Consider the following 11,806-nt stretch of genomic DNA (forward strand, 5'->3'; position numbering starts at 1 on the left):
AGTCCCGCGCTCGCCGCTCGATGGGTCAGTACGCAAGGTGCTCCCCGCATGAGCGGGGATGAGCCGGCACCTGTCTCGCACACGTCGTAGCTGATGGAGTGCTCCCCGCATTAGCCTGGATGAACCCGAGCGCCCCGTGCCCGAGCCCGGGCCGTCCACGGGCTCCGCTACTGTCGGCTGGCATGGGCTCACCGATCCGCCGCGAGGTCGGCCAGGTCTTCGTCCCGGTCCGCGACATGGCTTCCGCGGTGCCGTGGTACTGCCGGCTCCTCGGGCTGCCGGTGGCGACGCCGAGCCACGAGGACACCATCTGCGACCTGCCGATGGATGACGGCCCGGGTGTCGCGCTCGACGCGAACGCTCCCTTCACGCCGGACGGACCGCCGCGGTTCTTCTGGTGGGCCGACGACCTGGCGGAGGTGGAGCGGCACCTGGTGGGGCTGGGGGTCTCCGAGACCAGCGGTGTGGTCGACATCGGGTCGGTCGCGTTCCTGCAGTTCCGGGACCCTGACGGCAACCTGCTGATGGTGTGCGAGAGGCGCGGCCCCAGAGCGTGACACCGCCGGGGCCGCGCCGACCGCGGCGGCGCCCTTACAGGTACTGCCCCGGAGACGGTCGGCCGTCCTCGCCACCGCCCTGCGGCCCGGGTGCGCCGGGGAACCCGCCGGGGGCCCCGCCGGGCACGCCGGCGCCGGGCGGGAGCCCGCGGCGCATCTGGGTGAGCTGGGCCTGAGCGGCCATCTGCTGGGCGACGAGGGCGGTCTGGATGCCGTGGAAGAGCCCTTCGAGCCACCCGACGAGCTGTGCCTGGGCGACGCGCAGCTCTGCGTCGGAGGGGGCGGAGTCCTCGCTGAAGGGCAGGGTGATGCGGTGCAGCTCGTCCACGAGGTCGGGGGAGAGGCCGTCCTCGAGCTCGTGGATGGAGCGTTCGTGGATCTCGGCGAGGCGGCTGCGTGCGGCCTCGTCGAGGGGTGCGTCGCGGACCTCGTCGAGCAGCCGCTTGATCATGCCGCCGATGCGCATGACCTTGGCGGGCTCCTCGATGCGGGAGGTGCCGTCGTCCTCCTCGTCGACGTCGGTGCCGGAGACCTCGGCGCCGTCGGGGGTGACGACGCGCGTCTCGGCGGCCCGGTCGCCGTGGGGCGCGGCGGGCTGGTCGGGGGCGGCCTGCGCGTCGGCGTCGGCCGGGGTGTGCTCGGGCTGCTCGCTCATGGGCCCATCCTTGCGCGTGCTGCGCGCGCACGCGGGCTTGTCCGCTCAGGGCAGGAGCAGCACCTTGCCGAACGCCTCCCCGTCCTCGAGCGTGCGCAGGGCCTCCTCCGCCTCGGCGAGCGGCAGGCGGGCGTGGACGACCGGCCGCAGCCGTCCGTCCTCGACCATGGGCCACACGTGCTGCCCGACGGCGGCCACGAGCGCGGCCTTCTCGGAAGCGGTGCGCGAGCGCAGGGTGGTGCCGGTGACCCAGGCGCGCTTGGCCATGAGGGCGTTGAGGTCGAGCTCGCCCTTGCGGCCCTGCTGCAGCCCGATGACGACGAGGCGCCCGCCGTGGGCGAGCGCGCGGACGTTGGCGGGGAGTGCGGCGCCGCCGAGGACGTCGAGGACGACGTCGGCCCCGTGGCCGCCGGTGGCGTCGCGCACGGCGTCCACGAGGTCCTCCCGGCGGTGGTCGACGACGGCGTGGGCTCCGAGGTCTCGCACGCTGGCGGTGCGCTCGGGCCCTCCGGCGGTGGCGACGACGTGCGCGCCGAGGGCGCGTGCGAGCTGGACGGCGATGCTGCCGACGCCGCCGGACCCGCCGTGGACGAGCACGTGCTCGCCGGGCTGGAGGCGGGCGGTGTCGACGAGGTTGGTCCAGGCGGTGCACACCGCCTCGGGGAGGGCTGCGGCGTCGACGAGGTCGATGCCGGCGGGGACGGGGAGGGTCTGCGTCTCGCGGGCGGCGACGAGCTCGGCGTACCCGCCGCCTTCGAGCAGCGCTACCACCTGATCGCCGACACGCCGGGAGGACACGCCGGGACCTACCTGGACCACGGTGCCTGAGACTTCGAGGCCCGGCCAGGGGGGTGCACCCTCGGGCGGTGGGTACTTTCCGGCGCGTTGCAGCAGGTCAGCGCGGTTCACGCCGGCGGCGGCGACCTGGACGATCACCTCACCCGTCCTGGGGGCGGGCGCGATCTCATCCCCTAGAGAGAGTTTCCCTGGACCATGTTGTCCCGATATCGTGACGGCTCGCACACCGAAAGAGCCTAGCGACGTGCGCCCGACCAGGGCAGACGTGGGTTCCGAGGCGGGCAAGCACGGTGTCTGACGGCGGCGGGACCACCGCCCGGTCGGTGCCGTGCTCGCGGGGTCGGCGGCTGCGCCAGCACCGTCGACACGACAAGAGGCAGACGACCGTCGCGCGGGGCGTCAGAGGAAAGAAGAGGTGTCCATGCTTCGCAGGTTGGGCGTGCGCGGGAAGATCCTCGCGACACTCGCCGTGCCGGTCCTCGTGCTGCTGCTCGGTGCTGCGTGGATCTCGTGGGGGTCCTACCAGGATGCTCGCCGAGCCGAGCAGACCTCGCAGCTCGTGCGCTCCCTGGAGCTGCAGGACCGCGCCGGTACGGCGTTCGCCCAGGAGCGTGCGCTGAGCATCGCGATGTCGCTCGGCATCACGGGGGCGCGGTCGCAGCTGAACGTGGCGCAGGCCGAGACCGACGAGGCGCTCCGGGAGCGCAACGCGGCGCTGGCCGAGCTGGACACCAGCGCGCTCGACCCTCGCGTCGGCCAGGCGGTGCGCCGCACGATGCTCGACGTCGGCTCGGTGGACCTGCTGCAGAAGCAGGTCCTGGACGGCTCCATCACGGAGGGCGAGGCGACGCAGAAGTACAACGCGTTCATCCAGAACGCCCTCGAGGTGCCCCGCATCCTCGCCGAGACCACCCTCGACCGTGACCTCGCGCCGCGCATCGAGGCGTACATCGCTCTGGACGAGGTGCTGCTGAGCAACACGGAGGAGCGCCCGGTCGTGGCCGCAGCCCTCCAGCGGGCGGCGACGGGGCAGGAGATCACGCCCGCGCTGGCCCAGCGCCTGTCCACGGTGATCCGTCAGACGGACCAGCTGCACACCGACGCCGGTACCGCGCTGGACCGCATCCCGGGCCGCCACCTGGTGCCCACGTTCTCGGGTCACTTCGGCCAGATCCGTTCGGCGGTGCTGGCGAACGACTTCGGCCGCATCGACCCGGAGGTCGCGCAGGGCTGGGGCGACCTGTCCAGCGACTGGGTCGACCGCGCGAACGTCTCGCGTGACGAGGTCCGTCAGGAGACCGGCGCGTTCGCCCAGCGCCTGGCCGACGACGCCCGGCAGCAGACGTTCCTGACGGCCGGCTCGGTGTTCGGCGTCGTGATCCTGTCGCTCCTCTTCGCGATCTTCATCGCCCGCCGCATCGTGATGCCGCTGCGGCGCCTGACGGCGGCCACGGCCGAGGTGCGTCAGCGCCTGCCGCGCATGGTGGAGCAGATGGCGGTGCCGGGCCAGGAGCCGTCGGTGGACCTGATCCAGATCCCCGTCGAGTCCCGCGACGAGATCGGCCGTCTGGCGTCTGCGTTCAACGACGTGAACGTGACCACGATGGAGGTCGCCCGCGAGCAGGCCGCTCTCCGTGGCTCGATCGCGGAGATGTTCGTCAACGTGGCCCGTCGTGACCAGGTGCTCCTCAACCGCCAGCTCGCGTTCCTCGACGAGCTGGAGCGGTCGGAGGAGGACCCGTCGACGCTGTCGAACCTGTTCCGCCTCGACCACCTCGCGACGCGTATGCGTCGTAACGCCGAGTCGCTCCTGGTCCTCGCCGGCATCGACTCGGGCCGTCGCGTGCGCCAGCCGATGCCGGTCTCCGACGTGATCCGTACGGCGTCGTCCGAGATCGAGCTGTACGACCGCGTCCGCCTCGACCTGACGGTCGACCCGATGATGCTGGGCCACAACGCCCTCAACGCCGCGCACCTGCTGGCGGAGCTGCTGGAGAACGCGACGATGTTCTCCGAGCCGCACACGCCGGTGGAGGTGTCCACGAACCGCGACCAGCGCGGCGTCGTCGTCACGGTGCGCGACCACGGTCTGGGCATGGCGCCCGACGAGATCGCGGAGGCGAACCGCAAGGTGGCCAGCCGCTCGGCGCAGGACGCCGTCGGCGCCCAGCGCCTGGGCCTGTACGTGGTGGGTCGTCTGGCCGACCGCCTGGGTGCGGTCATCACGTTCGACAACGGGCCGGACGGCACGGGCACGGTCGTGACGGTGGTGTTCCCGTCGCAGCTGTTCCTGCCGGACGAGGCGGTGCCGCTGCCGCAGCCGACGGACCCGCTGGAGGCGTCCACGCAGCGCGAGGTCGCGAGCCTCGGCCACGGCGGCCCCTCGGTCACGGGCCCGCACACGGCCACGGTGCCGGTCGCGGGGGCGTTCGGTCAGCACCCGGAGCTGCCGTCGCTGGCGGAGACGGGCGCACCGTACGCGCCGTCGCCCGCCTACGAGACCCCGGCGTACGAGCAGCCGGCGGCCCGCGCGGCCGCCCCGCTGGTGGAGCCGGAGCCCCCGGTCGCGGTCCCGGTGGACCTCGATGCGCTCACGGACGGCACGACGGCGACCGGGATGCCGCGTCGTCGTACGGCCCGCCCGGAGCCGGAGGACACGGGTGCGGTGGTGCTGCCCCCGATCGAGACGCCCGAGCTGCCCACGAACCTGACGCTCGACGACTCGTGGACCCCGCCGTCCGATGTCGAGGCCAGCGGTCGCTCCCTGCCGAGCCGGCAGCGCAGCGCCCAGCAGGCCGACTCGCTGCCGGAGCCGGCGCCTGTCTCAGCGCCCGTGCTGGCCGTCGACCAGCGCACGGGTCTGTTCTCGAGCTTCCGCTCGCTGAGCGGCATCGAGCCGGACCCTGCGGAGACGGGTTCGCTCCACCTGGAGGGCTCCGGTGACGACCCGGCGGCCCTGCCGGAGCCGCTGACGGCACCGCAGGTCGCAGTGGCCGAGACGCCTGCTCCCGCCCCGGTGCGCCCCGCGCCGGAGCCTCAGCGCCACTCTCAGGAGCAGCAGGCTCATGAGCACCGCGCTCACGAGCACCGCGCCCCGGAGCAGCGTGCGCCGGAGCAGCGGGTCGAGGCGTTCCGTCCGCAGGAGCAGTACGCCCCCGAGCAGCAGGCGCCGACGAACCCGTTCTCGCCCGTGCGTGCCCCCGAGGAGCCGGCGGCCGAGGCTCAGCCGGCCGCGGCCGGGGCGCCGACCGCCGGTGACGGGCTGCCTGCCTTCGAGGAGCTGATGGCGGACCTGCCGTCGCGCCGCAGCCCCCGAGACTCCCAGGGTGCTCGCAAGCGTGGCCTGTTCGGTCGGCGTCCGGAGGACTCGCCCGCTACGACGGCTTTCCCGGCGCAGCAGTCGGAGGCGTCCGAGGGCCCGTTCGCCCCGGTGAGCGAGCCGACGCCGGCCCCCGTGGCCGCCGTTCCGGCGGCTCCGGCGCGTGCGTCGGTGCTCAACCAGCAGCAGCCGGCCCCGCAGGCGTCTGTGGCCGCCCCTGCACAGCCCAGCCCCGTGCCGGCTCCGGCGATCCCGCAGCCGCAGCACGACTCGGTGCCGTACACGCCCGCTCCGGCGGCGTTCGAGCCTGCTGGTACGCCGGCGGGTACGCGCACCACCACCAGCTCTTCCCGTGGCGGCTCTGCTCTGCCGCTGCGCTCCGCCTCGACCGACGCGGTGGCGGATCCGCTCGACCCGCAGTACGTCCCCGACACCGTCGAGGCACGCTCCGAGTGGATGGCGTCGGCCGTCCTCTACGAGGAGATGTCCTCGCTGCTGCGCCGCGGTGTCTTCGAGGAAGAGAGCGTGACTCCGACGAACGACGACACCTACCGCCCGCTCGCCGTCGCCCCGGCCGAGGGCCACGGGCTGGTGCGCCGCACCTCGCGTGCTGCCGAGCGGGTCAGCCCGGCAGACCGCTTCACCGCCCGCATCGAGCGGGATCCCGAGCAGCTGCGTTCGCGGCTGTCGGCATTCCAGTCGGCCACCGCCCGCGGTCGTGCCGAAGGAGATGGCGACGGGGGCTCGACGTGGGCACCCAGAACCGTGAATGATGGCGACCGATCGGCGCCGCAGACGCACTGATCCCTGCGCCGGTGCGGCGGGACGGGGGGCTTGGAGCCCGTCGACCGCCAACGGCGTCCTGACGAGGAGGAAGAGTGACCCTCAGCACCGAAGCGACCAATTTCGGATGGCTTCTGGACAACTTCGTGCGCACCGTCCCGGGGAGCCGCCACACGCTGGTGGTCTCGGCAGACGGTCTGCTCATGGCGATGTCCGACCAGCTCGACCGCACGAGCGGTGACCAGCTGGCCGCCATCGTGTCGGGCATGTCCAGCCTGACGCGCGGCGCCTCGCGCCAGCTCAACGGCGGCAACGTCCGCCAGGCGGTCGTCGAGATGGACAACGGCTTCCTGTTCCTGATGAACGTCTCGAACGGCTCGGTGCTCGCCGTGGTCGCGGAGGCGTCGTGCGACATCGGCCTCATCGGCTACGAGATGGCCCTGCTGGTGTCGCGCACGGAGCAGACGCTCACCCCGCAGCTCATCTCCGAGATGCGTGGCAGCCTGCCGGTCGAGGGTGCGGCCCGCACCACGTCGGTGGGATGAGGTAGCGCCGATGTCGTACGGATCCCACGGAGCAGAGCGTCCTGGACCTCACGCCGGTGACGGCTACGAGGCTGCCACGGTGCGCCCCTACGCCGTCACGGGCGGGCGAGTGCGCTCGGCGATGTCCGACCTGCCGCTCGAGGCGCTCGTCGAGGTCCTCCCCGGCGCAGTCTCGGGTCAGGGTCTGACGCCGGAGAAGCGCGCCATCCTGCAGCACGCGGCCCACACGTACGTCTCGATCGCCGAGCTCTCGGCCCTGCTGCGGCTGCCCCTGGGCGTCGTCCGCATCCTCGTGGCGGACATGCAGGAGGAGGGCCACATCACCGTGCACACCTCGACCCCGGTGAACGTCCACACGGGGCACGGAAGCACCCAGTCGGGCCTGTCCCTGAGCGTCTTGGAGAGTGTTCTCAATGGCATTTCCGCCCTCTGACCGCGCAACCGGCCAGGCGCCCGGCGGTCTTGCACCCAGCTGGGCTCCGGTGAGCCAGGGCGGTGGCGCGGGCTTCGGTGGCTCCGGTTCCGGTGTCCCGGCTCCCGCGGCCGCCCCGCAGGCGAGCGCGCCGGCCCGCACCAGCGTCCTGTCCGGTCCTGGCGCTCCGGCGCCGGCCGCTCCGACGGCCCAGGCGGGCCAGCCCGGCACGGGTACCGCTCCGATGGCGCAGGCTCCCGCCCGTCAGGGGGCGCCTGCCCCGGCTGCGGGCCAGGCGCCTGCGTCGGCTCCGGCCCCGGACCGTGCTGCTCCGACGGTCGTCAAGATCGTCGTGGCGGGTGGCTTCGCCGTCGGCAAGACGACGTTCATCGGCTCGATCTCCGACGTGGAGCCCCTCAACACCGAGGCTGCCATGACGGAGCACTCGGTGGGCGTGGACGACGCGGGTGGCGTGACGGACCGCAAGACGACCACGACGGTCGCGATGGACTTCGGTCGTGTCTCGCTGCCGGGCAACCTGTGGCTGTACCTGTTCGGCACGCCGGGCCAGGACCGCTTCCTGTTCATGTGGGACGACCTGGTGCGTGGCGCGATCGGTGCCGTGGTGCTGGTCGACACGGACCGTCTCGAGCAGTGCTTCCCGGCGATCGACTACTTCGAGTCGCGCAACATCCCGTTCGTCGTCGGTGTGAACTGCTTCGACGGCGTGGCCAAGCACCGCCTGGAGGACGTGCGCGAGGCGCTGCAGATCCCGGCGCACGTGCCGATGCTGTACACGGACGCGCGCTCGCGTGCGGCGACGAAGCAGACGCTCATCTCGCTCGTGCAGCTGGCGATGCGCCAGCTGCGTGCGGGGGCGGGTTCCTGACGGAGTCCTGACTCCGGGGGAGCCCGTCTCAGGGCGTCCCGACGACGGCGGGCCGGCGACCACATGGTCGCCGGCCCGCCGTGGTCGTACCCAGGGTCGGTCAGGCGCCGCTCACAGGAGCCGGCGTGACTCGGGCCGGCTGATGCGCAGCCACCGGTACCCGTAGGAGTCGAGGGTGACCTCGACCTTGCCGTCCTTGCCGATCACCTGCTCGCCGTTCTGCAGGAGGTCGACGAGGCGGGTGTCGGCGGGGATGTCGTCGAGCTCCAGGGTGACGGTGGTCGCTTCGGGGCCGATGTTGTGCAGGGTCACCATCGAGGCGTCCTGCCAGGTGGAGCGCATCGCGAGCACGGAGGGCTCGGGCTGCTCGAGGATCTCGACCTCGCCCCACCCGAGCTCGGGGCACTCGCGGTAGCGCCGGATGAGCATCTGCATGAACGTGTACATGGAGTCGGGGTCGCGGCGCTGGTCGGCGACGTTGACGTGCTCGGGCGCGTACCCGCCGTCGGGCGGCGGGGCGACGAGGCGCCGGGGCTGCGCGCGGGAGAACCCGGCGTTGCGCTCGGCGGTCCACTGCATGGGGGTGCGGACGGAGAGGCGGCCGGGCACGTCGAGGTTCTCGCCCATGCCGATCTCCTCGCCGTAGAACAGCACCGGGGTGCCGGGCAGGGCGAACAGCAGGGAGTAGGCGTTGCGCAGGCGCCGGGGGTCGCCGTCGAGCATCGGGGGGAGCCGGCGGCGCAGGCCGCGGTCGAAGATCTGCATGTGCGGCTCGGGGCCGAACGCCGCGAAGATCTCCTGCCGCTCCTCGTCGGTGAGCCGGTCGAGGGTGAGCTCGTCGTGGCTGCGCAGGAACGTGGCCCACTGGGTGTCGCGGGGGATGGCGGGCCGGGCGCGCAGGGTGTCGACGAGGGGGGCGACGTCCTGCCGGGCGAGCGACAGGAAGAGGTACTGCATGGCGTTGAAGTCGAGCTGGAGCGTGAGCTCCTGGCCGACGGGGCCTTGCACGTCGTCCTCGTCGCCGGTGCGAGTCTCGACGCCGAAGTAGCGGCGCTGCTCCTCGTAGGGCACGTTGACCTCGCCCATGAGGATGGCGTCGCCGCGCCGCCGGCCGAGGAACCCGCGCAGCTCGCGGAGCAGGTCGTGCGGGTCGTCCAGGCCGTCGGCGTGGTCGTCGGCGGTGCCGGAGACGAAGTAGGGCACGGCGTCGACGCGGAAGCCGGAGAGCCCGAGCTGCATCCAGTAGCCGATCGACTTGGCGATGGCGTCGCGCACCTGCGGGTTGGCGGTGTTGAGGTCGGGCTGGTGCCGGTAGAACCGGTGCCGGTACCACTCGCCGGCCTGCTCGTCGTAGGTCCAGATGCCTTGTTCCTCGTCGGGGAACATGACCTCGTCGTGGGTGGGCGGCGGCTCGTCGGCGCGCCACACGTAGAAGTCGCGGTAGGGGCTGTCCTTGCTGCGCCGGGCGGCCTTGAACCAGGGGTGCTGGTCGGAGGTGTGGTTGACGACGAGGTCGGCGATGACGCGGATGCCGCGGTCGCGGGCGGTGCGGATGAGCTCGACGAAGTCGCTGACGTCGCCGAGCCGGGGGTCGACGCCGAGGAAGTCCTTGATGTCGTACCCGTCGTCGAGGTCGGCGGTGGGGTAGAAGGGCATGAGCCACAGGCAGGTGACGCCGAGGTCGGCGAGGTGGTCGATGCGTTGGACGAGGCCGCCGAAGTCTCCGATGCCGTCGTCGTCCCAGTCCATGAAGGTCTCGACGTCGAGGCAGTAGATGACGGCGTTCTTCCACCACAGGTCGCCGGTGTCTCGGATCCGCATGCTTCTTGCCTACCCGTTGTGGGGCTCGCTCGCAGTCGGGGCTGGGCGGTGGTGTGCGCGGTGGTGGGCGCTCCCGACGGCGTTCGCCGCCCGCGGCGCCGGCTGCCGCCAGGGCTGCCGGGACCCGCCCTGGTAGTCTGCGCGACGCCGTGGAGGGCTGACAGAGCGGCCGAATGTGACGGTCTTGAAAACCGTTGTGCGGCAACCCCGCACCGCGGGTTCGAATCCCGCGCCCTCCGCCTCGGGCGTCCGTCCGCCGCCGGTCCGACGGCGGACGGACGCGTGCCGTACGTCGCACCGCTCGGGTGCGTGCCGGGGTCGACCGTCCGCCGTGAACCCGGGATCATGACCGGGTGACCACCCAGGATCCCGGTGCGGGAGCGGCAGGCGAGGCAGACCTCGAGCCTGTGGAGCTGATCCGGCAGTCAGGCACGGTGCACCGTGCGGGCCGGCTGGCCCTCTCGGCAGGGCACGGCAGCTACCGGGTCAAGTCGCACATGGAGCGAGTGGGGCGTGCGCTGGGCCTGGACGAGGTCAAGGCGCACGTGGCGCTCACGGAGATCACGACGACGTCGGTGCGCGGGCCGATCTTCCGCACGGAGGTGTCGGAGGTCCGCACGGTGGGCATCAACGCAGACAGGCTCGCGGAGCTGGAGCGGTACATCGGTGATCTCCCGCCGCGGGCGCGTCTGGACGAGGTGTCCTCGGGGCTGGACCGGATCGCCGCGAAGCCGCCCCTCTACCCGGCGTGGGCGAACGCGTTGTCGGCCGGGGTGGCGTGTGCCGCGTTCGCGTTCTTGAACCACGGCGGCGCGGTGGAGTGCGCCGCGGTGCTGGTCGCCGCGTCGCTGGGCCAGCTGCTGCGGCGTTCGCTGATCCACCGTGGGGTGAACCAGTTCGGGGTCACGATGCTGGCGGCGGCGGTGGCGAGCCTGGCGTACCTGGGCCTGGTGCTGCTGGTGGGGGACCTGCTGGACCTGCCGGGACAGCACGTGGCTGGCTACGTGTCGGCGGTCTTGTTCCTGGTGCCGGGCTTCCCGCTGGTCACGGGGGCGCTCGATCTGGCACGCCTGGACTTCTCGGCGGGCATCTCCCGGATCACCTATGCGGTGATGATCCTCTTCTCGGCGGCACTCTCCCTGTGGGCGGTGTCGGCGGTGGTGGGGCTGCAGCCGGAGGCGCTCGAGCCCGCCGCGCTCGACCCGGTGACGACGTGGTCGCTGCTCACCCTCGCCAGCTTCTTCGGCGTGCTGGGGTTCGCCCTGATGTTCAACAGCCCTTGGTACATGGCGCTCGGCGCCGCGAGCATCGGCATGGTGGCCAACGTGCTGCGCCTGGTGATGGTCGACGTGTGGGCGGTGGCACCGCAGGCGGCTGCCGCGGGGGCCGCTCTGGTGGTGGGGCTCCTGGCGCGTGCGTTCGCGGGCCGGCTGCGGGTCCCGCGCCTGACGATCTCGGTCCCCGCCGTCGTGATCATGGTGCCGGGCGTGACGGCCTACCGGGCGGTGTACGAGTTCAACGCGGGGAGCACGGCCGAGGCGCTGGGGTACGCCGTGGACGCCGGCCTGGTGGTCGTGGCGCTGGCGATCGGGCTGGCTGTCTCGCGCATGCTCACGGACCGCAGCTGGGGCCTCGAGCGCTGAGCGACGGGGTGTGACGCAGGTCGCCGCGCAGCGCTTTGACGCAGGGGGAAACCTCTGAGTAATGTTCTCGACGTTCGCCCGGCAGGGAGGAACGGACACCGAGGAGACACCCGAGAGGGTGGGTACCGGTGGCCGGTCCCGAGGGCGAGATCCCGACTCCTTCATCTCGAGGGCGCAGTGCGCTCTCGGTCGGGACCGGTACGCCCGGATCAACTTCTCAGCCTCACGGCAGGGAGTTGACAGGGAAAAACGAACCGGGTAAGGTTGAAGGGTTGCCCCGGACGGGAAACGAGCGGAAGCTTGGGACCGGATGGTGTGCGTCGGTTGTTTGAGAACTCAACAGTGTGCTTGATAGTCAATGCCAAATTTTATCCCTCGTCGGGT

Annotated in this window: 9 protein-coding genes, 1 tRNA gene and 1 CRISPR repeat array (1 of these 11 cut by a window edge); of the genes, 7 read left to right on the top strand and 3 right to left on the bottom strand. The window is 72.2% G+C overall.

Going from position 1 to position 11,806, the window contains the following annotated elements:
- Positions 1 to 126: direct repeats of the CRISPR family, unit length 28 nt; unit sequence GTGCTCCCCGCATGAGCGGGGATGAGCC (it extends 2,955 nt beyond the left edge of the window).
- 56 nt (positions 127 to 182) lie between these two features.
- The gene (locus DNL40_RS15255; RefSeq protein ID WP_111252116.1) at positions 183 to 557 is read left to right on the top strand and encodes a VOC family protein; all 375 of its coding nucleotides are present in this window, start codon (positions 183 to 185) and stop codon (positions 555 to 557) included.
- A gap of 34 nt (positions 558 to 591) precedes the next feature.
- On the opposite strand, the gene DNL40_RS15260 is transcribed toward DNL40_RS15255, so the two are convergent.
- Entirely contained in the window at positions 592 to 1,212 is a 621-nt protein-coding gene (locus DNL40_RS15260) for a bacterial proteasome activator family protein (protein ID WP_111252117.1), read from the bottom strand.
- A 45-nt stretch (positions 1,213 to 1,257) separates the two neighbouring features.
- On the bottom strand, positions 1,258 to 2,235 hold the full coding sequence (locus DNL40_RS15265) for an NAD(P)H-quinone oxidoreductase (RefSeq protein ID WP_111252118.1): 978 nt from the start codon (positions 2,233 to 2,235) through the stop codon (positions 1,258 to 1,260).
- Positions 2,236 to 2,431: 196 nt separating this feature from the next.
- Here DNL40_RS15265 and DNL40_RS16925 point away from each other — a divergent pair, with 196 nt between their 5' ends.
- The 4 genes from DNL40_RS16925 (at position 2,432) to DNL40_RS15285 (ending at position 7,958) form a co-directional block, all read left to right on the top strand.
- Positions 2,432 to 6,133 (top strand): sensor histidine kinase, encoded by a 3,702-nt coding sequence (locus DNL40_RS16925; protein WP_146252117.1) that lies wholly within the window; start codon positions 2,432 to 2,434, stop codon positions 6,131 to 6,133.
- Positions 6,134 to 6,207: 74 nt separating this feature from the next.
- Positions 6,208 to 6,657 (top strand): roadblock/LC7 domain-containing protein, encoded by a 450-nt coding sequence (locus DNL40_RS15275; protein WP_111252120.1) that lies wholly within the window; start codon positions 6,208 to 6,210, stop codon positions 6,655 to 6,657.
- A 10-nt stretch (positions 6,658 to 6,667) separates the two neighbouring features.
- Positions 6,668 to 7,090: a DUF742 domain-containing protein gene (locus DNL40_RS15280; RefSeq protein ID WP_111252121.1), complete on the top strand. Its 423-nt coding sequence runs from the start codon at positions 6,668 to 6,670 to the stop codon at positions 7,088 to 7,090.
- Between the two features lie 223 nt (positions 7,091 to 7,313).
- Entirely contained in the window at positions 7,314 to 7,958 is a 645-nt protein-coding gene (locus DNL40_RS15285) for a GTP-binding protein (protein ID WP_245885983.1), read from the top strand.
- A gap of 111 nt (positions 7,959 to 8,069) precedes the next feature.
- Here DNL40_RS15285 and DNL40_RS15290 read toward each other — a convergent pair whose 3' ends face one another.
- The gene (locus tag DNL40_RS15290) at positions 8,070 to 9,779 is read right to left on the bottom strand and encodes an alpha-amylase family protein (RefSeq protein WP_111252123.1); all 1,710 of its coding nucleotides are present in this window, start codon (positions 9,777 to 9,779) and stop codon (positions 8,070 to 8,072) included.
- Positions 9,780 to 9,930: 151 nt separating this feature from the next.
- On the opposite strand from DNL40_RS15290, the gene DNL40_RS15295 reads away from it, so the two are divergent.
- Positions 9,931 to 10,018: transfer RNA gene (locus tag DNL40_RS15295), tRNA-Ser, on the top strand.
- Between the two features lie 114 nt (positions 10,019 to 10,132).
- Positions 10,133 to 11,422 (top strand): threonine/serine exporter family protein, encoded by a 1,290-nt coding sequence (locus tag DNL40_RS15300; RefSeq protein ID WP_111252124.1) that lies wholly within the window; start codon positions 10,133 to 10,135, stop codon positions 11,420 to 11,422.
- Positions 11,423 to 11,806 lie beyond the last annotated feature (384 nt).

The organism is Xylanimonas oleitrophica, assembly GCF_003244315.1.
Taxonomy (GTDB): Bacteria; Actinomycetota; Actinomycetes; order Actinomycetales; family Cellulomonadaceae; genus Xylanimonas_A; species Xylanimonas_A oleitrophica.

What these genes read in the sequence shown, in the direction of transcription:
- DNL40_RS15255 (WP_111252116.1), top strand. Translation starts at nt 183, where the DNA reads ATGGGCTCACCGATCCGCCGCGAGGTCGGCCAGGTCTTCGTCCCGGTC.
- DNL40_RS15260 (WP_111252117.1), bottom strand. Translation starts at nt 1,212, where the DNA reads ATGAGCGAGCAGCCCGAGCACACCCCGGCCGACGCCGACGCGCAGGCC.
- DNL40_RS16925 (WP_146252117.1), top strand. Translation starts at nt 2,432, where the DNA reads ATGCTTCGCAGGTTGGGCGTGCGCGGGAAGATCCTCGCGACACTCGCC.
- DNL40_RS15280 (WP_111252121.1), top strand. Translation starts at nt 6,668, where the DNA reads ATGTCGTACGGATCCCACGGAGCAGAGCGTCCTGGACCTCACGCCGGT.
- DNL40_RS15285 (WP_245885983.1), top strand. Translation starts at nt 7,314, where the DNA reads ATGGCGCAGGCTCCCGCCCGTCAGGGGGCGCCTGCCCCGGCTGCGGGC.
- DNL40_RS15290 (WP_111252123.1), bottom strand. Translation starts at nt 9,779, where the DNA reads ATGCGGATCCGAGACACCGGCGACCTGTGGTGGAAGAACGCCGTCATC.